Consider the following 23,269-nt stretch of genomic DNA (forward strand, 5'->3'; position numbering starts at 1 on the left):
ATCTATTTGTTCAAACTCCTATTTTGACGTCTTATAGCGATTTCGTCACTTTTACTCCGAAAAACCCATCTACATTTACAAGTTCTCCACACGCCACTAATACATCGTTCACATAAATTTGAATTGGTTCATCAATATCTTCATCAAGTATGACCGCTTCATTTTCTTGTAAACTTAAAATATCTTGAATTGTTCTCACTGTACTTCCGAATACAAATTTAACATTCATTTCTACATTTTGTAGAATAGATGTATCCATATATATCGGCTCAACTTGTTTGACCTCTTTATATTCAATTGGCTGTACGACTGGTGCAGGAATTTCTTCCTCTTCAACAACTTCCTCAACTATTTCTTCTTGCTCTTCCACCATCGGATAAAGAAGTCGTCTAACCATTTCTTTTGCTTCTGAAATTGGTAGTATTTGATACATCTTTGATTGAAGTAGATCACCAATTTCAAGATTGAATGTAATTTGAACGAGCTCGTCCACTTCCATCGTTTCTCCCAAATATTCCATTTCTTCTTTTAACGAAACAAATTTAACGTCTGGCGGTGTCATATCCATTTTTTCTTTAAACATTTCTGACATTGCTGTTGCAGCATGCCCCATCATTTGGTTCATAATTTCTTTAATGCCACTTAACTCTAATTCACTTAGCTCTTTCTCCGGATCAATTTCACCCGTTCCCATCATCATTAAATCTACCATTGTTAAAGCAACATCTTTCGTAAATACGAATACATTCTCATTCTTTAGTCCTTCAACAAAATCGACATTTAAAATAACAAACGGAACCGGTACTCCTTCATAATGACGAACATTAATCGCCTCTACATTTGGTGTACTAATAGTGACAGGCTGATTTAAAAGCGTCGATAGTACTGTTGAAGCCGAACCGATTGAAATATTCGCAATTTCACCAAGTACATCTTTCTCTTCTTGTGTTAACTGCTCTTTTTCCACATGCTCTTCTACAATCTCAATTTCCTGCACTTCTGCCTGCTCATCTATTTCTTCTTCCACACCACCAGATAATTGTAACAATTTATTTATCATTCGCTTCGCATGTTCAACTGAAACAATCTGTACAAGCTGAGAATTTACAAGATTATCTATTTTTAATTCAAACGATACTTTAACAACCATATTATTCCCATTAACACCAGAAATCTTCTCCATTTCTTCCGTCAGTTGCACAACTTTAATTGTTGGCGGAGACATGTCTACCGTATCTTGGAAGAATTCTGACATAGATGTTGCTGCGAATCCCATCATTTGATTCATTGCTTCTTGCACTGCACTTAGCTCTAATTCACCAAGCTCTTTTCCTTCTGCAACTTCCCCTGTCCCCATCATCATTAGATCAGCAATAGATAAAGCAACATCTTGCTTAAGAACAAGAAGATTTTCCATATCTAATCCTTTTGTGAAATGGATATTTAATACAACATGTGGAACTTCAACATCACTTGTATCATATAAATCTACCAATTCTACATGAGGAGCAGTAATACTTACTTGCCTATTTAAAATTGTTGATAATACAGTCGAAGCTGAACCGAATGATATATTTGCAATCTCACCAAGAATATCACATTCTTGAGACGTTAAATGCTCATTTTCTTTTTCTAACACAATTGTGCTAGTATCCCCTTTTGTGTGTTGCTCAGGCATTTTTCCTGCCTCCTCATTTTTGTTTTTCTATCAAATAATATAAAGTGAAACTTTAATCAGTGGCGATTTTGTCCCTCACCCACACTGATTATTAGCCCACACCAATCGGGCTTTTATGGGGAGTTAATCTCCCACCTATCTCTCTCGTATTCACTGAATTTTGATGTCGGAGTTTTACTGCCCGCTAATACGGGATAAACTCTCTATTACACTCGTTATATTTTACCAAACTTATTATTCGAATTGTGAACATGTATTTATTTCCACAATATGTGCAAACGACAGTTGTCATATGCTTATATTATTAGTTCTACCCAAAAAGCTCCCCAATTGTATACAAGTGGGGAGCTTCCTTCATTCCTATTATAAACCTTCTGGGTTTAAAATGAGGACCACTCGTCCATCACCGAGAATTGTCGCACCAGAGAAATAGTTAGAACTCTCTGCAAAGAAATCACCTAATGATTTTAAGACTATTTCTCTTTGACCGATAATTGTGTTTACGATCAGTCCATAGCTACGATGTGTATTACGAACAATTAACACAGGAACCATTTGACTATCATATGATGCGAACGCCTCATCTACTGTGTTTTCACCAAATACAGTACTTAAATGTTTCACTTCAATAATTTGATTACGATAGTTTAAAACGTCTTTCCCTTGTAACGATTGTATGTCTTCTTTCTTAATTCGAACGGCTTCAACAATATTACCAAGAGGCAAGGCATAACGCTTATCATTTGTTTGAATAAGCATCGATTGAATAATAGACAATGTTAAAGGAAGTTCAACTCTGAATGTACTTCCTTTTCCTTCTTCAGAATCAATAATTAAATGCCCACCTAAACTATGAATCGTATGTTTAACAACATCTAATCCAACCCCACGTCCAGAGAGATCTGATACAACTTCAGCTGTACTAAATCCCGGTTGGAAGATAAGATCAAACACTTCACGATCCGATAATTTATTTGCCTCTGCTTCTGTTACTACACCATTTTTAATCGCTTTTTCTAATACTTTCCCTTTATGAATACCGTTTCCATCATCAGTAATTTGAATTACGACATGATTTCCACTATGAAACGCCTCTAATTTAATAGTACCTGTCTCATTTTTACCGGCATCACGGCGTTTTTCAACAGTCTCAACACCATGATCAATTGCATTACGAATTAAATGAACGAGTGGATCACCAATTTCGTCAATAACAATTTTGTCAACTTCAGTATCTTCACCTTTAATTTGTAAATTGATTTTTTTACCTAAATCTTTCGCTAACATACGTACCATACGTGGAAAACGGTTGAAGACCGTTTCAATCGGTACCATACGCATGTTCAACAATACATTTTGGATATCTTTTGAAATATCCCCTAATCGATTTAAATGCTCGATTAACTCCTTATTTTGAATCGTTTCTGCTAATTCATCAATTCGTCCACGCTCAATTACACTTTCTTCAAACATATTCATTAATCTTTCGATTTTTTCTAACTGAACACGAATAGAACGATTTTCTACTTTAGCATTTTTCGTTTTTGTAGTACTTTTAGCTGACGTTGTGCTGGCCGGTTGCGTTGATGCCTCTAAAGATGACTCATGCTGCGTGGCTGCAATCGGTAGTATATTTTCTTCTACCTGTACGGCTTCTTGTGCTATATAGTTTCCTTGCTTCACTTCTACTTTCTCAATTTCAGAAACGTGAAGCACTACCTGTTTCAATTCTTCAACACTACGATCAGTATCCATATATACTGTAAACTCAAATCCAAAAGCATCCGCTTCGATTTCTTCAATGCTTGGAACTGTTTTTTGTATACTGCCTAAATTTTGTAATGCTTCAATACACATAATGGCACGTACTGCTTTTAAAATAGCTTGTTGTTCAACTGTTATATATACTTCATGCGAAACTGTATTGTCATTGTTTATACTACTTAGTTCTGTATGTTCCATAGAAGCTTCTACATTACCGTTCAATAATGCTTCTAATTTATGTTTTGTTGATACTACATCAATATTACCCATTCCGCCTTGTTGCACATCTGCAACCATCTTTTCTAAATTATCAATGCACTCAAAAATAACATCAATAATATTAGCATTCACCATCAGATTGCCATGACGGATTTCATCTAAAACATTTTCCATCTTATGAGTTAAATCCGCCATTTCTGTAAATTCCATACTCGCAGACATACCTTTAAATGTATGAGCTGAGCGGAATATTTCTCCTACAACATCCATGTCGGCAGGATTCTGTTCTAAATTTAGCACATTTTCATTTAGCGACTGTAAATGTTCTTCTGCTTCTTCAAAAAATATATTTAATAGATCTGTTTGCATTTTAATCCCCTACCTGTCTAACAAACATTTCATTTATGTATAACAATTTAGTGTTTTAAAACGAAAAAAAGGGGGCCACACGTCTATCCGCTATCATTGTTTTGATTCTTTGTGGCTCCCCTTCTATATTAGCTGTTTGCTACTTTTGTTAAAGCTTCGATAACACGATCCGCTTGGAATGGCTTTACAATAAAGTCTTTTGCCCCGCCTTTAATTGCATCTAATACCATACCTTGTTGTCCCATTGCGGAACAAATAACAACCTTTGCACTTGAATCCATTTTCATAATTTCTTTTAATGCTTCAAGTCCGTCCATTTCTGGCATAGTAATATCTAGTGTTACAATATCAGGTTGAAGTTCTTTATACTTTTGAATCGCTTCTACCCCATTCTCTGCTTCACCGATAACTTCAAATTCAGAATTACTTTTTAATAAGTTTTTAATCATTGTTCGCATAAACATCGCATCGTCTACAACTAAAATTTTATGTGCCATTCTTTTCGGTTCTCTCCTTCTATGTATAAATATATCTTAATATTTCACCTTATCATTCTCACTCATTATACAAAATAAAACGAGAAAATTTAATATTTTTTTAAAAGAATTTCTGTATTTTATTATTTTATTAATAAAATAGAAATATATTATTCTTTAATATATATTACAACGCGACGGTTTTTCTCCCAATTTTGCGGTGAATCATTTGATGCTACTGGTTTTGTGTCTGCATATCCTACCGCCGCTAATCGTTTGTCATCTACATTATACACTTCAATTAAGTGGTGAATCATATTAGCTGCTCGTGCTGAAGATAATTCCCAGTTGGAAGGGAATTTTTCATTATGAATCGGTCTACTATCTGTATGTCCTTCTACAACAATTGGATTTGGTACCGATTGAAAGAACCCTACTAATTGACTAATTACTTCTTTCGCTTCTGGTTTAACATTCGCATCACCTGTATCAAATATTAAATTGTCTACTATAACGATGCTCACGCCTGTATCTTCTCGATATACATTCACTTGACTAACACCATTATTATCTACATATGCCTTTAACTTTTTATATAATTCATCCATTCGCTTTTTTGAAACTGCTTTCTCATCATTTTTTTCATGTGAAATATCTGGTATTGTACCTTCCATTACTTTCGCATCTACTTGCTCTGCATCACTAAACTTTTCAAGCATCTTCGATAATTTTACTGTATCTTGTTTTGATGTGGCAACTAATAGTACAAAGAAAGTTAACAATAACATCGTTAAATCAGTAAAAGTCGTCATCCAACGAGGCGATCCTTTTTGCGGTCGTTTTATCATCATACCACTGCTACTAAAAATATAGACAAATGTATATTCACTCTTTTGTTAGTAACAGATTTTTCACCTCTCCTTTTTACATTTTCATACATATGTCTATGATTATCCGCTTTTTCGATTACTGTTTAATTCTCCTTGAAATATTAGGCAGCTCGTTTTTCTTTTGTCATATTCGTTTCATATACGTATGTATCAAGTTTTAACTTTAGCTTAGAAGGAATTTGTCCTCGGTAAAGCTCCGAAATTGCTTCTATTACAAACTTCTTCTCTGTATACAAATCTTCAATACCACGATACACTTTTTCGGATAATGGTATCGCAATCATGTTTGCAATAACAGATCCATACAATGTCGTCAACATAGCAACTGCCATCCCTGTACCGATTTGCGATGTATCTTGCAAGTTTTGAAGCATAATAATAAGACCAATTAACGTTCCTATCATCCCCCACGCTGGAGCGAAATCACCGATTTTATCTAATAATGTTGCTCCTTTTCTTAACTCATACACCTCTGTTTCAACATCCTTCATTAATACTTCTTTTAATTCTGCTTCATCATATCCACTTAACATTAAACGGATCCCCTTTTGAATAAAAGGATTGTCTACTTGCTCTCCATCAACTTCTAATGAGAGCAAACCATGTTTTTTAGACTTTTTCGAAAAATCAACGAACAAATCCGTTAACTGTTCTAAATCTTCCTCTCTTCTATGTAAAACAGTAAAAATACTTTTCGTATATTTTTTTATTTCTCCAAATCTATATGCCACTACAATTGTCGCTGTTGTTCCCCCTATAACAATTAAAATAGATGAAACATCTAAAAAATTTTTAAAAGCGTTTATTCCACCACCGCCAAGCATGATCGCCGCAATTACAATGACAAAACCTATTAAAATGCCAAATGGGCTAGAAATATCAAACTTTCTCTTTTTCCTTTGTGGCCTAACTAACACTTGATTTTCGTCTCCCATATTCCTGCCCTTCCTTTTCGTTTTTATAAAACATTTTTTTATTTTAATAATGCGTTTTCATATATAATAACCATTATACGACTATCATCTATTTATCGCAATATACTCATAAAATTGACACATTTCATTTCTATACTAGAATTATAATATAGCAATGTGAGGAGGATCCCTATGGAACATAATATTTTACAGGTCATTGCATTAGCAGAAAAACTAAAATACGAAATGCGACACAGCTGGCTCTCTAACGGACGTCAAGAAAGTGTTGCAGAACATACATGGCGTATGTCGCTAATGGCCATCTTAGTTGAGCCTTATTTAGATCAAAAAGTAAATATAGAAAAATTACTTAAAATGGTCATTATTCACGACCTTGTTGAAGCTGAAGCAGGTGACATCCCCGCCTTTGACACGATGAATAGCCGTGAATTACAATTACAAAAACAAAAAAATGAGCAAGAGGCCATTTTAAATATTAAACGTACATTAGAAGGTCCTCTTGGGGAAGAATTACACGATTTATGGATGGAATTCGAAGCGAAAGAAACGTATGAAGCAAAAGTTGCTAACGCGCTTGATAAACTTGAAGTGAAAATTCAGCATAACGAAGCTGACATTGATACGTGGCTACCAATTGAGCATAAGATGACTTTCCAAGTTGGTAAGCATACAGATTTTGACTCTTTCTTATCCAAATTACAAAAACTCATTGAACAAGAAGGAGAAAAAAAATTACTCGCTGCTGGCATTGACGTCGAAGCTTGCAAACAGTAACCGTTTAATTATGAAATAAGACACTCATTTTGAGTGTCTTATTTCATAATTGTTGATACTGCCTGTTTGTAAATAAGTTGTTGCTTCCCATCTACTAACATTAAAATTGTAAATTTATCTACCCCAACTACTTTTCCTACTATTCTTACCCCGCTCTTTAAAAATATAGTAACTGTACCTTTTTCTTCTTTTATTTGTTTATACAATTCTTCTTGTAAACGTTCCAATAACTGTTCTCTCCTTTGTAAGTAAATAATCCTAATATAAAAACTAAAGATTATTCACTTATACACTTTGTCTTTTATATTCATAAACTTATTAATTAATATATCTAAATCTCGACTAAATAACAAAACTTTATTATGTCCTAATCCATATGTTGCAACCAGTCGAATTAATTCTTGCTTATTATTTTCTATAGTATCTTGTAGATTTCTCATCTCCATCTCTTTACAAGCTCCCTTTTCCCATAATATTACTTGTAAAATTATAGTACATTTTTACACATAAAAAAATATAAAAATGTTTTTTTACAAATTTTATATTTGTGAAAAGAAAGTTTAACGTAATTGTAAGTTACATCACAATTTATTTAACAATCCATTCATTTATTATACACTTCCATGTCATCTTACCACTTATCCCACTATTTGCAATCAGTAATACTCCCTATTCAAAATACGATATGACGTATACTGAACATCAAACCTAAATGAACTCACAGGCTTTTGTCTAATTAGAAGTAAGACTTGCTCCTTTTCCATATAAAAACATACTGTATACAGTAATCCATTAATTATATAGATTAATTTACTAAAAAGGAGGAAAAAACATGAGCTTTGGTGGTAGTTGCGCTGGTTTCGGCGGGGGATTTGCTTTACTCATCGTACTATTCATCCTTCTAATCATTATCGGATGTAGCTGTTGGGGTGGCGGGGGATTCGGATATTAATATAAAATATCCTTTCCGTTAAGCTCAAAATGAATGAATGCGTTAGCTAAAAACTATACGAAAACAGCTCATATTTGAGCTGTTTTTTCATACTTCCGTATGAATTAATATCCTTCTTTTTAGCGATTTCAACAAACAAAACATCGTTTAATATGGAATAAGAAACATTTTTACTAAGGAGGATTATAATGATTAAAGGTCTTTATGAAGCACATTTACCTGTCCGTAATTTAGAAATTCCGATACCTTTTTATGAATCACTGGGGCTAAAATTATATAAAAGAGACAAGGATATCGCCTTCTTTTGGATTGTAGAAAATGAAAGTTGGCTTGGCCTTTGGGAAGGAAAAGAATACAAAGTTAATTATCATCCATCCTTACGACATATCGCTTTCCAAGTAAGCTTACACGATTTAGAAAACGCGATACACTGGCTAAATCAAAAAGGAATTTCAGCAAGGAAAGACTTCGGAATGGAACCAATTGAGCCTATCGTTTTTCCCGAACTAGCACACGCCTCTGTATATTTTAACGATCTTGATGGAAATAGTTTAGAATTTATTGCAAAATTACCTATTGGACTACCCAAAGCAGAAAAAATGTATTTAAGCGAATGGAAAAAGCATGTACAAACATCACCAATAGATAGGGATTAGTTTTTATGTCAGCGCAATCAGTTTCTTATTCCACACTGCTTAAAACAAATAAAAACTTCAAAAAACTATTTTATGGTCAAACGTTAAGCGTACTTGGAGATTGGTTTCATACTGTAGCTTTATTAACATTCGTCTATAGCATAACAGAATCTCCGTTTATGATAGCGCTCACTTTTATGAGTAAAGGATTACCTCAACTCCTTCTTAGCCCATTCATAGGCGGAATTGTAGACCGTTTTTCCAAAAAGAAGATTATGATTTCCACCGATATTCTACGAGGGATTATCGTCCTCACTTACTTATTTGCATTCTATAAAATTGAGATTATTTTCGTTTCTAATATATGTTTATCTGTACTCTCTTGTTTATTCGAGCCTGCTAAGCAATCAACTCTAAAGAATATCGTACATCGAAATCATTTAGTAACCGCTAACTCTCTTTCTAGTACAATCAATGGTTCTATGTCTATTATGGGGGCTTCTTTAGGTGGGATTATTGCACAATCTTTAAATATTGAGATCGCTTTTTTAATGAACAGCCTGTCATACTTTATTTCAGCCTTTATTATTTATAAAATGCATATCCCTTCTCGTAATACTTTTAACACAAAAAAAGCATTTATTACTGATATAAAGGATGGTTATACATACATATTACAAAGAAAAATTATTTTAACATTAATTCTTGTCGGAATTTCATGGGGCATTATTGGAGGCGCTTATCAGCTACTTCTAACAATCTATGCCGAAAGAATTTTCCACTCTAACATCGGAATTTTATATACAGTTCAAGGAGCGGGACTTATGATTGGTAGTCTTCTCGTTAACTTATATATATCTAAAAATGAAGAAAAAATGAAAAGAGCATTTGGTTGGGCCTATTTACTACAAGGATTTTTCTTTCTCGGATTCATTCTATCCGATCAACTTATTATCGGTATCATTACATTACTCTGTATGCGTATAGCAGGAGGAATCATCGTTCCACTTGATACGACATTGCTACAAACGTATACGTCAGAAAACATGATTGGTAAAGTTTTCTCATTCCACTACTCCATTTACGGATCTCTTATTCAGTTATCAATGTTTATAACAGGATGGCTTTTAGAAATATTTTCTCCGCAAATAATCGGTAGTTCGCTAGCTATATGCTGTATTTTCGTTAGTTTTATATGGCTATTCTTATTTTATCGCGGGGACCTTAGTGAAGAATCTACTATCACATAATAGCATGTATATGTACATGCTATTTTTATGTATGTCGAAATTCACAGGAAAAAGGCGATTTATTTCTCTTACGTTCTAATTTTTTAGAACGTACAATAAAATTAGATTATAAGAAAGGAGCTACCATAATGTTCGAGAATCGGCTTACCATTTCAGCTGAACAACAAAAGCTAATTTCCAATGCAACTCGTATTCAAATTCTTCACCTTTTAAAAGACGAAACACTCACTGCAAAGCAAGTAGCTACTAAACTAAATAAATCTACTGGTAGTGTTCACTATCACATTCAAATTTTATATGACGGAGGGTTACTTGAATTAGTAGATACAAAGGAGAAACGAGGAATTATCGAAAAATATTATAAAGCAAAATCTGCTCATTTTTATATTGAAGAAGCGGGCACGGAAGGAACAAATACAGGGAGTCACATTGTTTCTCATTTATTTTTAACTCCAGAGGAATTACAACAACTCACATGGGAGATTTCACAAGTGTTATTACGATGGGAAAACAAAACCGCTCGTCAATCAGCCTCAGAAGAGGAATACGCTATTTCCTGCCGTATAAAAAAACAATGAAAGAAAGGTCCATATACCCATGAAAAATAAACTATTATTATTGTCGGGAACAGGCATTTCTCGTTTAGGTGATTTTATGTACCTCATAGCTCTAAACTTAATGGTGTTAAATAGTACAAACTCTCCCGCTGCTGTAGCAGGATTATGGATCGTTGGTCCAATTGCCACGGTTGTTACAAAAATATGGTCTGGTAGTATAGTAGATCGATTAAATAAACGATCAATTATGCTTATCACAGATATTATTCGAGCAGTGCTCATCGGCTGTATTCCACTATTTGATTCTATTTGGGCAATTTATATTTTTATCTTTTTGACTCGTATTGCTACATCATTTTTCGATCCAGCTTCATTCACTTATAAAACCATGCTTATACCAGCTGAAGAACGCGCTCAATTTAATGCTTGGAATAGCCTGTGTACAAATGGGGCTTTTATTATCGGTCCGGCTCTTGCTGGAATACTTCTCACTACATACTCGGCAGCCTTTGTTATTTACTGCAACTCAATTTCATTTCTACTTTCTACCATTCTCATTTACTTCTTGCCAAACATCACATTACAAACAAAGCAAAACAAAGAGGTTACAAATACTTTCGTACAAACATTACGAAGCGATTGGAAACAAGTCTTTTCATTCGCACGGACTGAAACTTACATTATTCTCGTATTCGTTCTATTCCAAGCCACAATGCTTGTCTCAATGGCACTGGATTCACAAGAAGTTGTTTTTACAAGACAAGTACTGTTTTTATCAGATGTAAAATATAGCATGCTCGTTAGTATAACCGGGGCAGCTTACGTTTGCGGTTCATTTCTTGTCTCTCTCTTTGCAAAACGATTACCGATTCAATATTGTATCGGCTTAGGTATGATTTTCACAGCTGTAGGCTATGTGATTTTCGCCTTTTCAAATTCATTTACGGTCGCAGCAAGTGGTTTCATTTTACTTGGGATCGCTTCATCATTTGCTGGTACTGGATTTATAACATTTTATCAAAATAACATCCCAGTACATATGATAGGACGTATCGATAGTGTATTTGATTCAATAAAAAATTTCATCCAAATCTTTTTCATTTTAGCAATTGGAGCATCCGCACAGTTTCTTTCCGTTCAAATTACTGTAATATGTAGCTCGTTACTCATTCTTTTCCTTTCCTGTTTATTAGCAATCCGAGTAATGACTCCTTCACGAGAAAAATATTTTAAAACTATAGGATCATCACTAGAATATTAACTGCACAATAAAAAGCGGCTATTTGGCCGCTTTTTACATTGCTATAATTAAATCCTCTTCAGAATCGAAAATCATAAGCATCTTCCTCCCTCAGTTCCCCTTTAGCAACTGCTTTTACTTACTATTGGAAATTCCTTCTCATTTTCTATCATTTTTGTAAAAATTTATCAATTTTTATTTTCATTTTATATAATAACAAATAAAAAACCGAAGTTGAGAAAGCGGGTCCCACTTTCTTAGCTTCGGTTTTACAAGTGATGTTATAACTTAAACTAACGTCTCACCACATACTGTTTTTATATTTTTAAAGTATTGAAGATTTTCACTAACTTCACTTTCATTAAATAAATTGAGCTGTTTCACAATTTCAATAGCAAATTCAACATATGCAGATCCTACTGCTGTAATAATTTTCCCATCCACAGTTACATCTTCTTCTTGTTTATATTCCCATTTATGTAGATGTGCTAAATGTTCTACCTCTGGTGTTAATGATGTTGAGAATTTTTTCTCATTAAGCACTCCAGCTGCATGTAGTAGAGATGTCCCGGCACAAATCCCCGCTATGCATTTATTTTGCTTATGTAATTCGCTCACAATAGATAACAGTTGTTCATTTTCTAAATGGTGAAAAATATGCCCTCCTCCTGGTACAATAAACACTTCATAATCCACTACTTCAATATGACCTATAGAAACATGTGGTTGACACAAAAATCCACCTTCTCCTGTAACTGTTGTCCCGTCAACAGTTGCTGTTATTACTTCAAACCCTTTACTTATCAAACATAAATTTGCTATATTCACTTCAAATTCTGCAAATCCATCAAATAGAAAAATCAAAGCTTTCTTCATGTCATCTCCCCTCTATACCTATTCGAAAATTATTATATTTCTCCTCTAAAAAAGGACAAACCCACATCTCAGGTTTGTCCTTTTACTTATTTCTTATTAAATCCTTTCTTACTCAAAAACTCTTTCATATGCATTCTCTTCTCTTTGGCCATAAATGAACTCATTGATTCAGTCCATGTTACGTTTTTTTGATTTGACGATCTTTCTTTATAATACGCGCTCATCGTATCATCGTATTCGTTTAACAATTCATCATATTTCTTTTCATCGTATCCATTTTCATGAAGAATGGCTGCTACTGGTAACCGCGGTTTAACTCCATGATCTTCATCTGGTACGCCGACTGTCATTCCGAATACAGGATATACTTTATCCGGTAAATGAAGTAATTCACTCACTTCTCTCGGGTTATTACGAATTCCACCGATATAGCAAATGCCGTATCCTAATGATTCTGCTGTAAGTGCTAAGTTTTGTGCAAATAATGAGGCATCTACTGTTGCCACGATGAAGTCCTCTACTCCCTCATGTTTAATCTCTGTACCGTGTTTTTCGCATGCAATTTCGAGACGCTTTAAATCCGCACAACAAATAAAGAACGCCGCGCAATCTTTCACATGACGATTTCCAGATAGCTCTGCTAATTTAACTTTTAGTTCCTTATCTGTTACATAAATAACCGAATACGCCTGGACAAAATGTGAAGAAGCAGCATGCTGAGCAGCTTGCACCATTCTTTCCACTACATCTTTTGAAATTGGTTCTTCTTTATATTTACGAACTGAAACGTGTTGCTCCATTTTATGTATAATCTCATTCATGAAAATCACTCCTTTTTTCTCTTCATAATGAAAAATTAACACATCTTTTTTAATATTCACAACTTATAAGCACAAAAAGAGCAATTCTTTGTGAATTTCTCTTTTTTTAATACATATAAATACGGTAAATGAAATTACACCGACGTTTCGACAAGGACTCTCGAATTACCGAAAAATAACGGCAGGTTTAAATGATGTTAATGCCTGTTATGTAATTCTTGTTACGCCGCTTTCAAAACTTTAATTCCTTTAACGATATTCCAAATAAAGTAGTAAATTCCTACAAGAATAAACACTGCATACGTTATAACCATCCCAATTCCAACGCTCTCAGACTGATTGAAACTTAAACCGTATACTCCAGATAAAGCTAATCCTCCAAATAAAATTGCGTATGGGAAAACGTGTGACCAAAATGCTTTTTTTGCATGATGTTTTACTTCATCTTCCGCAACGAAGTAAACGATAATTGGCAGTAAAAATGGTGCAAAAAAGATACTAAAGTAGCATAGTGAAGATAATATATTATTCCCTTTCATACGATTCACCTCTAAAGTTTTTTGTTACCTTCATTATGTCAGGAAACCACTTTAGAAACTATCGCTTTACCTTTCATTAAGATGACATATTTGTAAGATTTACATTAAGGTAAATCCCACCTGAAATTTCAGATGGGATTCAAGTTGATTATATTCGATTTAATAACCAATATTGTGTGATCGCTAAATATTCTCTAACGTTCGATTGGATGATAATTGGTTTCGGTGTTTTTGCCGGGAGACCTTCTAATGTTAATCCTTGTTTTTCCGCAATCTTTTTCGCTCGAAACATATGAAAATCGTTCGTTACAATCATCCCTTTTTTCATATTTTTAGAGATAAGAGGTTTTGAGAATTTAATATTTTCATCCGTACTCGTCGAACGGTCTTCCATTATTATTCGGTCTTCTGCAATATTTTGTTTCATTAATCCTTGTTTCATCGCTAAAGCTTCTGAAATATCTTCGCCTTTTCCTCGCCCTCCAGATACGATAGCAATTGTTTTCTCATGTGATTTTAAATACTCAGCTGCTTTATCTATACGATATTGCAGTGAATAAGACGGTTTCGTCCCATTTACTTTCGAGCCTAGTACAATCATGTAATCCGCCTCATCTGGCGCTGTCATATGACCATGCTTATAAATGTTATATTGTAAAAATCCCACATAAACAGCGCAAATCATCAACATAACTAAACTATACTTAATAATTTTTTTCTTTAGCATTCGCATATACTCCTATTTTCTCTATTTGTTCATCATAATATCCACTAAGTCGTTTGTATACGGATAAATTCCAATTCAGTCTAAATTCCCCTCTAAAAGTAATATTTATCATATCTTTGGGAATAGTAAGTACAACTTCGCACGAAGGAGTGTACATATTGCTCGTCTTTTTATGTAATGTATCGTTCTTTTTTATTTTATTTTTAATATCACTTAAGTTATTAGGGAAATCCGCACTAGCACAACTAACTCCTCATGATTTTGGCGCAATTATCTTTTTATCTTATTTGGCCTTTCAAGCGATACCAGTCGACGGTGCTTTGCAAGCTTTTTCCGGCATGGTTGCCATTACATGCTTACATCTACTACTTACAAAGCTAAGCTTATTAAATAAATTAAATCGCTTCATTCTCGGGCATCCCATTATTCTAATAAAACATGGAGATATTATTTTTGAAAACTTAAAGAAGAGTAGATATCCAATTGCCGAATTACTATCCAACCTCCGTGTTGCAGGCTATCCGAGTGTTCATGAAATTGAATATGCAATTTTAGAAGCAAATGGATCTATAAGTATTTTGCCAAAAAGAGAACTCATACCATTGACTCCGAAAGATATGAATATAGATGTTAAGTATTCCGGATTACCAATTGCTCTTATCGTTGATTCACAAATTCAATACGATAACTTAAAGCTAATCCATAAAAATGTAAAGTGGTTACATGCAGAGTTACAGGCGAAAGGCGTTACAAATATTAAAAACGTTGCTTTCGCTTCTGTGCAGGAAACAGATGGATCTTTTGCTATTAGTTTAAAGGAATGAAAAAATCCCCTTAATTATTTTCAAGGGGACTTTTTTATTATATTGCTTCTTTCTTTCCCGCCAAGTTTAATGGAACAGGATGTTTCATACGATTCATCGTAAATACAATGATTGCTGTCAATATTTCTGCTACTGGCATAACGAGCCAAATTCCATTTACGCCAAATAATTTCGGCATAATCCATAACAATGGGATAATAAATAGTAAACCACGGCTCAAAATAATAAGAACTGATTTTGTCGTTTGTCGCACCGATTGGAAATATTCTCCATACACAATGTTATAGCCTAAAAATACATATTGGATAAAGAATAAACTTATACCTGTTAACGTTAACTCCAATAGTTCTGGGGATTGAACATCAAATAAACCAATTATATATTTCCCGAAGAATAAACCGACAACAATTGCTACGCCTCCGAGTACAACTGCAATTTTTACAGCCAACCGTAATCCTTCACGCAGTCTTTCTGGTAAATTTGCACCATAATGGAAACTAGCAATAGGTTGTAATGCGGCACCAACACCGAAGAATAATAGTAATGTCATTGCATGAATACTATTGACCATCGCATAAGAAGCGACACCTACTTCTCCTGCATATTGAACAAAAGCAATATTAAAACCAACCGTTACAATCGCTACTGTAATTTCAGTTGTAAAGCTCGGGAAACCAATCACCATAATTTGTTTAACCGTATCCCATTCAAAATGGAATTTCGTCCACTTTAAAACACTACTTTTTCTAAAGAAGTGAGTTAATAATACTAGGAAACCAATTGCTGCCGAAAGAATAGTCGCTGATGCAGCACCTGTTACGCCCCATCCAAAGATGAAAATAAAGATATAGTCAAAGATAATGTTCAATACAGCTGTTACGACAAGACCTGCCATTGCTAAATTAGGATTTCCATCGTTACGTATAAATGTACTTAAAATATTTTCTAAAACATATATCATTCCAAATGTTAATAACACGTGTAAATAGTCTAACGCATATGGTAAAATCACTTCATTTGCACCAAACAGATATGCTAAATCTTCTATTCTCCATAAGCAAATAGCCGCTAAAACACCTACGATAATAACTGCCACTGTCATAGATTGAGTAAAAATAGATCTTGCTCTTTCTAATTTATTTTCACCTAGTGCAATAGAATATAGCGTTGCTCCACCCATTCCAATCCATAATGAGATAGAGAAGAAAATTGAAAACGCTGGAACAGCCACGTTTACTCCTGCTAAACCGTTCGCTCCAACTCCTCTACTAATCATGACCGCATCAATCATGATATTCACTGACATTAATACCATCCCAAGAACTGCTGGTATTAAATACGAAATAAATAAACTTTTTATCGGTTTTTCTCTTAATTTTTCTGTTGCTTCCATACTAATATGCTCCTTTTTCTCAACGCTCTGTTCACAGTTTAAACCTTCAAGTAACTTGAAGGTCAATAGAGAATTGAAAAATATATAAGCTTATTGTTTATTTATTTTTTTAGCAACAGGTATTTGAATTTCCGTTACTTGCTCCTTCGGATTTTCTGTTACAGACCAATCAATTAACGCAAGCTCAAGCGCATCTCCGCACACTTCGTATCCTTCGTTATCGATGTGCTTTAATAATTCCGTATACGTTTCATCTGTTTCTTCATATGGTCCATGATGATAAGAACAAGCAAATATCCCTTCTTTTATTTCATCTGAAGTATGCACTTGAAAAGGCATGTAATCCAATAGAATAAACACACTGTTATATGCTTGAAACTCATTTTGAAGTAATGCTTTTTTTGAAACTGTTACACCGATATCTCCTGAAAATAAACTATTATCAATTTGCTTTATATTTTTTTGCAGCGAATGGATATAATACTCAAACATATCATCCGTTGTATTAGGCGCAACTGCAATTGCTGTGATTTTTCGTTTCGATATCTTTTTATAAATAATTTGATTCGCTTCTGATCTCGTCGCTTTCTTCATTAAATGGATTTTATGTTCCATTTTTGCCAAAGCATACTCGATTTCTCTTTGCTTTTTCAGCATCATTTCTTGTTGTTTTTCAAGTAAATTCAGCGCATAAGACGGGTTTCGTTCATCAATATATTTCTTTATTTCTTTTAATGGAATATTCAATTGGCGTAAAAATTTAATCGTATCTAATAGTGAAAACTGATCAATTGTGTAATAGCGATAATTGGTTTGAGGGTCAACAGTTGACGGATGAAAAATTCCTTTCTCATCATAATAACGTAATGTAGATTCCGCTATATTATGCATTTTCGCCATTTCTCCAATTGTAAAGCGTTGATTTAATAACATTTTTCTTTCTCCATTCATTATATGTAAGCTTTATTACTTCTTATTATATAGCTATATCCCCCGTTTCTAAAACGAATCCTCTCATGAAAACCTGCTATTTTTCCGTTGATTTTTTATAAAATATATTATATATTAATTACAGGTTCAGATTACGAGTTCAAAAGAACCTGTGAAAAGACCCTTTGTTTAATGTAATTTTACATATCATCATTAAGCAAATTCCGAGAAATCGTTTAATAAAAATACAAAGTGATAAGGAGAGGATCAGATGGAATTCGAATTTTTCTTTCAAATCGCACTTATTTTATTAAGTACAAAACTTGCTGGCGATCTTAGCGTAAGATTAGGTCAACCTTCTGTACTTGGTAAATTAATTGTCGGTATCGTTATCGGTCCAGCTGTATTAGGTTGGATTGAGAATTCAGAACTTCTAACACAATTAAGTAACGTCGGGGTTATTCTTTTAATGTTTATGGCTGGACTTGAAACAGACTTAAAAGAATTAAATGAAAACCGTAATTCTTCTTTAGCAGTTGCGGTTGGAGGTATCATTCTTCCATTCGTAGGTGGTTATGTTGCCGGTCTTGTTATGGGAATGGAACAAGGGAACGCTGTATTTTTAGGATTACTTCTATGTGCGACAAGTGTTAGTATTTCCGTTCAAACACTTCGCGATTTAGGTAAGATGAAAACACGTGAAAGTACAACAATGCTTGGAGCAGCTGTATTTGATGACATTCTTGTTGTTATTTTATTAGCATTTGCAATGAGCTTCTTAGGTACAGATGATGTTAATTTAACAATGATTATCTTGAAGAAAGTAGTATTCTTCGCTTCTATTATTTTAATCGGATGGAAAGGTGTTCCAGCGATTATGCGTTGGTTATCACCACTTCGCGTATCTGAGTCTATCGTAAGTGCAGCACTTATCATCTGTTTCTCATTCGCATATTTCGGCGAACTATTAGGAATTGCTGGTATTATCGGTGCTTTCGCAGCTGGTATCGCTATTTCTCAAACGAACTACAAACATGAAGTAGAAAAGAAAGTAGAACCAATCGCTTACGCTATGTTCGTACCAGTCTTCTTCGTTAGTATCGGTATGAATATTACATTTGACGGTATTGGTGATCAAATTTGGTTCATCTTAGCATTAACAGTAATCGCTGTATTAACGAAACTAATCGGTTGTGGATTCGGTGCACGAATGACTGGATTTGATGCAAAGTCTTCTGCAATTATCGGTGCTGGAATGGTTTCTCGTGGTGAAGTTGCTCTTATCATCGCAGGAACAGGACTTTCTTCTGGTCTATTAGCACAAGACTACTTTACAGCTATCGTTATTGTCGTTATTTTAACTACAATGATTACACCACCAATGTTAAAATACACTTTTGGTGCAAAAGATAAAGCAATTAAAGCAAGTAAATAAGTTTAATATAATAAAAGGAGATTCCTATCTTATAAAATAGGAATCTCCTTTTTCATTTCATCTTTAAACAATCGCATTCGTTTTTAACCATTTTTCAAAAATAGTTCGTGCTTCCTCATCATCGATATCATCACTAAATGAATATACTTTTATACCATAGTCATCTATATATTCACCTAGCTTCATTTTCTCCACCTTTTTATAAAAATCGTCTGCCTCATATTGTGGAATATAAGCATCCCAAATTGGTTCATTTATTCTTTTGTATGCGGTCACTTCTAAGTCATGCTCATCTTCATAATAGCCAATGTGATAATGTTGGTTAAAATCATACTTATCTATTAATACACCCCCTAATCAAAATAATAAACAAAAGCGAGCCTTATATTACAGCTCGCTTCTCTCGTCCTAGTTACTAAATACGTTCCATAGCTGTCTTCAACGTTCCAACAACAAAGGCAATTTCTTCACTTGAAATAATAAGCGGCGGCGCTAATGTTAAGACGTTATTATAACCTGCTGTTGTCATACCGTTTCGTCCGATAATGAGCCCTTTTTCTTTACAAGCATTTACAACACTGGCGATTTTATCATTATCAATTGGCTCTTTCGTTTCTTTATCATTTACTAGTTCGATTCCAACTAATAGACCTTTCCCTCTAATATTTCCAACAAGTGGATGTTCTCCGATTTCTTCTTTTAATTGATCTAATAAAAGTGAACCCATTTGTGCAGAGCGCTCAATTAAATTTTCATTTTCCATAATCTCTAAATTTTTAAGCGCTAATGCACAAGCAGCTGGATTTCCACCAAATGTATTTATATGTCTGAAGAATTCATATTCTCCCGTTCCTTTAAATGCTTCATAAATTTCTTTTTTCACAGCTGTTGCTGATAATGGTAAGTACGCGCTCGTAATACCTTTTGCCATTGTAACGATATCCGGCTTAACGTCATAATTCATAAATCCAAATGCCTTTCCTGTACGGCCGAAACCACAAATAACTTCATCACTAATAAGTAGTGCACCGTGTTTTTGACACGTTTCATGAATCGCTTTCATATAGTCTTGTGGTGGCATTAAAATACCTCCACCCGTAATAATCGGCTCCATTATAAATCCGGCTATCGTTTCGCTTAATTCCCACGTCATAACACGATCTACTTCTTTCACACACTCTACATCATAAATATTTTGCGATTCCATTTCTGGCATACGGTAACAATCCGGAGGCGTTACATGTAAAAACCCTGATGCAAATGGCTCATATTGGTATCTGCGCTGCGCTTGTCCAGTCGCCGCCATCGTTGCCATTGTATTTCCGTGATAACCACGATAACGTGACATAAATTTATAACGATGTGGTTCACCTTTTTGAGCATAATATTGCCTTGCTATTTTAAAAGCTGTTTCATTCGCTTCTGATCCACTATTAGAGAAGAACATAACATACTCTCCACCAAGCCACTCGTTTAACTTTTCAGCGAGCTTAATTGCTGGTTCATGTGATTGTGACATCGGAAAGTATGACAATGTTTGCAATTGCTTATAAGCTGCCTCTGCGAGCTCTTTTCGTCCATATCCGCTATTTACACACCAAAGACCACTCATACCATCTAAATATCTTTTTCCTTGTATATCTTCAACCCAGCACCCTTCTGCTTTTGCTCCTACCATTGTACTACTCGGGCTAAAGGGACGCATTCCGTGCCAAACATATTGCTCATCTTTTGCTAATAATTCATCTGTTTGTTTTGTTTTCATCCTTTCTTCCACCTTCCATAACAACTTATTTTTCACAAAGCTGCGCTGGTCCCATGATGAGTTAAATTTCTCCCTGCCTATTTTCATTCCACAAAACCAAGACAAATCCTACCAAAAATAAAGTAATATTTATAAGAAAATGACAAAAGAAAAAGGAGCTTTTCTTATAATTCGAAAAGCTCCTCTTTTTTAATGTGTAGATGCATCACTAATACCATGACCAGTATTAGATTTCACAAGAATTTCATCAAATTTCGCTGCATCTTCTTTCTTACTAGAGAAAATTGTTCCTAAATATGCTGCAAGGAATCCAAGCGGAATAGAAATAATTCCAGGTGTCGTATATGGGAATATCGCCTCTCCAACAAAAATAGCTTTCCCTGCTACCGGATTCCAAACGTTTGGACTTAGCACTACAAGAACAATTGCTGAGATAAGACCAACGACCATGCCACAAATAGCACCCGTTGTATTAAAGCGCTTCCAATATATCGTAAATAATATAACTGGTAAATTAGCACTCGCTGCAACTGCAAATGCAAGCGATACTAGAAATGCTACGTTCAATGTTTGAGCAAACAAAGCGAGTATAATAGATACTATCGCTACTCCAATAGACGCATAGCGGGCCATTGACACTTGCTCTTTTTCCGTTGATTTTCCTTTGCGAATAATCTCGTTATAAAAATCATGAGCAAATGCTGAAGCTGCTGTTAATACAAGACCTGCTACCACAGCTAAAATGGTTGCAAAAGCAATCGCCGATACGAACGCGAATAAGAAATCTCCGCCTAACGCTTTCGCTAACAAAGGTGCTGCCATATTACCGGCTGGATTTGCTTTAATAATTGCCTCATTTCCTACAAACGCCGCCGCACCAAATCCTAAGAAAATTGTCATAATATAAAATGCTCCAATTAACCACGTAGCATATACAACAGATTGACGCGCAGTTTTTGCATCACGTACTGTAAAAAAGCGGACAAGAATATGTGGTAATCCCGCTGTACCAAGAACCAGTCCTAAATTTAAAGAAAGTGTATCAAGACCATCTTTATACTTCACTCCCGGATTTAAAAACGAATCTTTTAATGGAGTAGCTGTTTTCATTTGAGCGAACATTTCTGTCACACTAAAATTAAATTTTGCAAAAACGATAACAGAAATAATAAATGTACCAGCCATTAGTAGTAAAGCCTTTACAATTTGCACCCAACTTGTAGCCGTCATACCACCAAAAATAACGTATACTGTCATAAGTGTACCAACGATTAATACGGCTGTCGTATATTCAATTCCTAATAATAATTTAATAAGTGCACCCGCACCAACTAATTGTGCAATCATATAAAAAATTGAAATCGTCATCGTATTTAATGCTGCAATCCCGCGAACCTTCTTTGCATCAAAACGCGCCGCAATCATATCAGCTAACGTATACTTCCCTAAATTTCTAAGAGGTTCTGCAACTAGGTACAATACAACTAAGTAAGCAACTAAGAAACCTATACTATAAAAGAACCCATCAAATCCTGTTAATGCTATCGCTCCGGCGATGCCAAGAAATGACGCAGCAGACATGTAATCACCGGCAATGGCCAGACCATTTTGCCAACCAGTTAATCCCCCTCCAGCCGTATAAAATTCACTCGCATTTTTCGTTTTTTTCGATGCGAAATAAGTTATAACGAGTGTACCAAGGACGATAATTAAAAATAGTGCAAAAGCAGTTGTATTCAAATTCAGCTCCTCCCTTCTTGCATATCTTGCAGAATTTTTTGCGAGATTTCATCAAAGGATTCTGCTTTTTTGCTATAAATCATACATAATGTCCATGTCATTATAAATTGCGCAACAGCAAATACCCACGCCCAAGTAATATCACCAAATGCCGGTGTATTGAGCACCTTTGAATACGATGTTAAAATAGGTAGTGCAATAAAAAAACTTAAAAAGAAAATACTCATTGGAACGATAAACTTCTTTTTCGTATTTAATAACAATTGAAATTCTTCTGACTGAACAACCTCTGTATAATTCACCTCATTTTGCAACTTACGTGCTGACGTATCATCTCGTTTCATTCTCCGATCCCCTCTCTTACTTGAAATACAATTCCCCCTTGCATACCTAAAGACTAAATTTTATAAATATTCAGAAACTTATATTTATTTTAGACAATCCTTACGTTCCTGCAAAGATTTTTCGATAGACATTTTT

24 protein-coding genes and 1 pseudogene are annotated in these 23,269 nt (G+C 34.5%); 8 read left to right on the top strand and 17 right to left on the bottom strand.

Translation table 11 applies throughout. The features are described from left to right. Positions 1–31: 31 nt before the first annotated feature. From ACTFQM_RS07275 to ACTFQM_RS07295, 5 genes are all read right to left on the bottom strand, one after another. Entirely contained in the window at positions 32–1,678 is a 1,647-nt protein-coding gene (locus tag ACTFQM_RS07275; protein ID WP_440033927.1) for a flagellar motor switch protein, read from the bottom strand. A gap of 363 nt (positions 1,679–2,041) precedes the next feature. Continuing rightward, positions 2,042–4,030 carry a chemotaxis protein CheW gene (locus ACTFQM_RS07280; RefSeq protein WP_440033929.1) on the bottom strand — a complete coding sequence of 663 codons (1,989 nt, stop codon included), beginning with the start codon at positions 4,028–4,030 and terminating at the stop codon, positions 2,042–2,044. A 128-nt stretch (positions 4,031–4,158) separates the two neighbouring features. After that, positions 4,159–4,527, bottom strand: a complete 369-nt coding sequence (locus ACTFQM_RS07285) for a response regulator (protein WP_178940359.1) — start codon at positions 4,525–4,527, stop codon at positions 4,159–4,161. Positions 4,528–4,676: 149 nt separating this feature from the next. Next, entirely contained in the window at positions 4,677–5,354 is a 678-nt protein-coding gene (locus tag ACTFQM_RS07290; RefSeq protein ID WP_002012067.1) for an OmpA family protein, read from the bottom strand. Between the two features lie 143 nt (positions 5,355–5,497). Next, positions 5,498–6,331, bottom strand: a complete 834-nt coding sequence (locus ACTFQM_RS07295; RefSeq protein WP_440033931.1) for a flagellar motor protein MotP — start codon at positions 6,329–6,331, stop codon at positions 5,498–5,500. A 171-nt stretch (positions 6,332–6,502) separates the two neighbouring features. On the opposite strand from ACTFQM_RS07295, the gene ACTFQM_RS07300 reads away from it, so the two are divergent. Further along, complete coding sequence (locus ACTFQM_RS07300) at positions 6,503–7,105, top strand: HD domain-containing protein (protein WP_048373336.1); 603 nt, start codon at positions 6,503–6,505, stop codon at positions 7,103–7,105. 38 nt (positions 7,106–7,143) lie between these two features. Here ACTFQM_RS07300 and hfq read toward each other — a convergent pair whose 3' ends face one another. Both hfq and ACTFQM_RS07310 read right to left on the bottom strand, forming a co-directional pair. Then, on the bottom strand, positions 7,144–7,332 hold the full coding sequence (hfq, locus tag ACTFQM_RS07305) for an RNA chaperone Hfq (protein ID WP_002171262.1): 189 nt from the start codon (positions 7,330–7,332) through the stop codon (positions 7,144–7,146). Positions 7,333–7,386: 54 nt separating this feature from the next. After that, positions 7,387–7,603 (bottom strand): annotated as a pseudogene (locus ACTFQM_RS07310) (Spo0E family sporulation regulatory protein-aspartic acid phosphatase). 334 nt (positions 7,604–7,937) lie between these two features. Between ACTFQM_RS07310 and ACTFQM_RS07315 the strand changes: the two are divergent. The 5 genes from ACTFQM_RS07315 (at position 7,938) to ACTFQM_RS07335 (ending at position 11,760) form a co-directional block, all read left to right on the top strand. Next, positions 7,938–8,057, top strand: a complete 120-nt coding sequence (locus tag ACTFQM_RS07315; protein WP_000007804.1) for a YjcZ family sporulation protein — start codon at positions 7,938–7,940, stop codon at positions 8,055–8,057. 188 nt (positions 8,058–8,245) lie between these two features. Beyond that, complete coding sequence (locus tag ACTFQM_RS07320) at positions 8,246–8,713, top strand: VOC family protein (protein ID WP_440033932.1); 468 nt, start codon at positions 8,246–8,248, stop codon at positions 8,711–8,713. Between the two features lie 5 nt (positions 8,714–8,718). Beyond that, positions 8,719–9,942 (top strand): MFS transporter, encoded by a 1,224-nt coding sequence (locus tag ACTFQM_RS07325; protein ID WP_440033933.1) that lies wholly within the window; start codon positions 8,719–8,721, stop codon positions 9,940–9,942. A 128-nt stretch (positions 9,943–10,070) separates the two neighbouring features. Then, complete coding sequence (locus ACTFQM_RS07330) at positions 10,071–10,520, top strand: ArsR/SmtB family transcription factor (RefSeq protein WP_440033934.1); 450 nt, start codon at positions 10,071–10,073, stop codon at positions 10,518–10,520. A 19-nt stretch (positions 10,521–10,539) separates the two neighbouring features. Beyond that, positions 10,540–11,760, top strand: coding sequence for an MFS transporter (locus ACTFQM_RS07335; RefSeq protein WP_440033935.1), 1,221 nt, complete (start codon positions 10,540–10,542; stop codon positions 11,758–11,760). A 267-nt stretch (positions 11,761–12,027) separates the two neighbouring features. Here the strand turns inward: ACTFQM_RS07335 and ACTFQM_RS07340 are convergent, their stop codons facing one another. The 4 genes from ACTFQM_RS07340 to ACTFQM_RS07355 form a co-directional block, all read right to left on the bottom strand. After that, a complete protein-coding gene (locus ACTFQM_RS07340; RefSeq protein WP_440033936.1) occupies positions 12,028–12,615 on the bottom strand; it encodes a DJ-1/PfpI family protein in 588 nt (195 codons plus the stop codon). A gap of 86 nt (positions 12,616–12,701) precedes the next feature. Beyond that, entirely contained in the window at positions 12,702–13,436 is a 735-nt protein-coding gene (gene nfsA / locus ACTFQM_RS07345; RefSeq protein ID WP_440033937.1) for an oxygen-insensitive NADPH nitroreductase, read from the bottom strand. A gap of 221 nt (positions 13,437–13,657) precedes the next feature. Continuing rightward, the gene (locus tag ACTFQM_RS07350) at positions 13,658–13,975 is read right to left on the bottom strand and encodes a DUF4870 domain-containing protein (protein ID WP_078181280.1); all 318 of its coding nucleotides are present in this window, start codon (positions 13,973–13,975) and stop codon (positions 13,658–13,660) included. Positions 13,976–14,123: 148 nt separating this feature from the next. Next, the gene (locus ACTFQM_RS07355) at positions 14,124–14,702 is read right to left on the bottom strand and encodes a YdcF family protein (RefSeq protein ID WP_440033938.1); all 579 of its coding nucleotides are present in this window, start codon (positions 14,700–14,702) and stop codon (positions 14,124–14,126) included. 158 nt (positions 14,703–14,860) lie between these two features. Between ACTFQM_RS07355 and ACTFQM_RS07360 the strand changes: the two genes are divergently transcribed. Continuing rightward, the gene (locus ACTFQM_RS07360) at positions 14,861–15,526 is read left to right on the top strand and encodes a DUF421 domain-containing protein (protein WP_071720948.1); all 666 of its coding nucleotides are present in this window, start codon (positions 14,861–14,863) and stop codon (positions 15,524–15,526) included. A gap of 37 nt (positions 15,527–15,563) precedes the next feature. On the opposite strand, the gene ACTFQM_RS07365 is transcribed toward ACTFQM_RS07360, so the two are convergent. Further along, positions 15,564–16,919, bottom strand: a complete 1,356-nt coding sequence (locus tag ACTFQM_RS07365) for an MATE family efflux transporter (RefSeq protein WP_048373308.1) — start codon at positions 16,917–16,919, stop codon at positions 15,564–15,566. A 90-nt stretch (positions 16,920–17,009) separates the two neighbouring features. Next, a complete protein-coding gene (locus ACTFQM_RS07370) occupies positions 17,010–17,852 on the bottom strand; it encodes a MerR family transcriptional regulator (protein ID WP_071720951.1) in 843 nt (280 codons plus the stop codon). 268 nt (positions 17,853–18,120) lie between these two features. On the opposite strand from ACTFQM_RS07370, the gene ACTFQM_RS07375 reads away from it, so the two are divergent. Then, the gene (locus ACTFQM_RS07375; RefSeq protein WP_440033939.1) at positions 18,121–19,284 is read left to right on the top strand and encodes a cation:proton antiporter; all 1,164 of its coding nucleotides are present in this window, start codon (positions 18,121–18,123) and stop codon (positions 19,282–19,284) included. Between the two features lie 63 nt (positions 19,285–19,347). Here the strand turns inward: ACTFQM_RS07375 and ACTFQM_RS07380 are convergent, their stop codons facing one another. The 4 genes from ACTFQM_RS07380 to ACTFQM_RS07395 all read right to left on the bottom strand — a co-directional run bounded on the left by ACTFQM_RS07380 (position 19,348) and on the right by ACTFQM_RS07395 (position 23,133). After that, positions 19,348–19,626 carry a DUF3986 family protein gene (locus tag ACTFQM_RS07380; protein WP_440034402.1) on the bottom strand — a complete coding sequence of 93 codons (279 nt, stop codon included), beginning with the start codon at positions 19,624–19,626 and terminating at the stop codon, positions 19,348–19,350. Between the two features lie 73 nt (positions 19,627–19,699). Beyond that, positions 19,700–21,049, bottom strand: coding sequence for an aspartate aminotransferase family protein (locus tag ACTFQM_RS07385; protein ID WP_440033940.1), 1,350 nt, complete (start codon positions 21,047–21,049; stop codon positions 19,700–19,702). Between the two features lie 189 nt (positions 21,050–21,238). Continuing rightward, positions 21,239–22,789 carry a solute symporter family protein gene (locus ACTFQM_RS07390; RefSeq protein ID WP_440033941.1) on the bottom strand — a complete coding sequence of 517 codons (1,551 nt, stop codon included), beginning with the start codon at positions 22,787–22,789 and terminating at the stop codon, positions 21,239–21,241. Positions 22,790–22,791: 2 nt separating this feature from the next. Continuing rightward, positions 22,792–23,133, bottom strand: coding sequence for a DUF485 domain-containing protein (locus ACTFQM_RS07395; RefSeq protein WP_440033942.1), 342 nt, complete (start codon positions 23,131–23,133; stop codon positions 22,792–22,794). Positions 23,134–23,269: the final 136 nt, after the last annotated feature.

It is taken from the genome of Bacillus cereus group sp. MYBK30-2 (genome assembly GCF_051915945.1).
GTDB lineage: Bacteria > Bacillota > Bacilli > Bacillales > Bacillaceae_G > Bacillus_A > Bacillus_A paramycoides.

Coding starts and splice junctions, on each gene's coding strand:
- ACTFQM_RS07275 (WP_440033927.1), bottom strand. CDS start 1,678: ATGCCTGAGCAACACACAAAAGGGGATACTAGCACAATTGTGTTAGAA.
- ACTFQM_RS07280 (WP_440033929.1), bottom strand. CDS start 4,030: ATGCAAACAGATCTATTAAATATATTTTTTGAAGAAGCAGAAGAACAT.
- ACTFQM_RS07285 (WP_178940359.1), bottom strand. CDS start 4,527: ATGGCACATAAAATTTTAGTTGTAGACGATGCGATGTTTATGCGAACA.
- ACTFQM_RS07290 (WP_002012067.1), bottom strand. CDS start 5,354: ATGATAAAACGACCGCAAAAAGGATCGCCTCGTTGGATGACGACTTTT.
- ACTFQM_RS07295 (WP_440033931.1), bottom strand. CDS start 6,331: ATGGGAGACGAAAATCAAGTGTTAGTTAGGCCACAAAGGAAAAAGAGA.
- ACTFQM_RS07300 (WP_048373336.1), top strand. CDS start 6,503: ATGGAACATAATATTTTACAGGTCATTGCATTAGCAGAAAAACTAAAA.
- ACTFQM_RS07315 (WP_000007804.1), top strand. CDS start 7,938: ATGAGCTTTGGTGGTAGTTGCGCTGGTTTCGGCGGGGGATTTGCTTTA.
- ACTFQM_RS07320 (WP_440033932.1), top strand. CDS start 8,246: ATGATTAAAGGTCTTTATGAAGCACATTTACCTGTCCGTAATTTAGAA.
- ACTFQM_RS07325 (WP_440033933.1), top strand. CDS start 8,719: ATGTCAGCGCAATCAGTTTCTTATTCCACACTGCTTAAAACAAATAAA.
- ACTFQM_RS07330 (WP_440033934.1), top strand. CDS start 10,071: ATGTTCGAGAATCGGCTTACCATTTCAGCTGAACAACAAAAGCTAATT.
- ACTFQM_RS07335 (WP_440033935.1), top strand. CDS start 10,540: ATGAAAAATAAACTATTATTATTGTCGGGAACAGGCATTTCTCGTTTA.
- ACTFQM_RS07340 (WP_440033936.1), bottom strand. CDS start 12,615: ATGAAGAAAGCTTTGATTTTTCTATTTGATGGATTTGCAGAATTTGAA.
- nfsA (WP_440033937.1), bottom strand. CDS start 13,436: ATGAATGAGATTATACATAAAATGGAGCAACACGTTTCAGTTCGTAAA.
- ACTFQM_RS07350 (WP_078181280.1), bottom strand. CDS start 13,975: ATGAAAGGGAATAATATATTATCTTCACTATGCTACTTTAGTATCTTT.
- ACTFQM_RS07355 (WP_440033938.1), bottom strand. CDS start 14,702: ATGCTAAAGAAAAAAATTATTAAGTATAGTTTAGTTATGTTGATGATT.
- ACTFQM_RS07365 (WP_048373308.1), bottom strand. CDS start 16,919: ATGGAAGCAACAGAAAAATTAAGAGAAAAACCGATAAAAAGTTTATTT.
- ACTFQM_RS07370 (WP_071720951.1), bottom strand. CDS start 17,852: ATGTTATTAAATCAACGCTTTACAATTGGAGAAATGGCGAAAATGCAT.
- ACTFQM_RS07375 (WP_440033939.1), top strand. CDS start 18,121: ATGGAATTCGAATTTTTCTTTCAAATCGCACTTATTTTATTAAGTACA.
- ACTFQM_RS07385 (WP_440033940.1), bottom strand. CDS start 21,049: ATGAAAACAAAACAAACAGATGAATTATTAGCAAAAGATGAGCAATAT.
- ACTFQM_RS07395 (WP_440033942.1), bottom strand. CDS start 23,133: ATGAAACGAGATGATACGTCAGCACGTAAGTTGCAAAATGAGGTGAAT.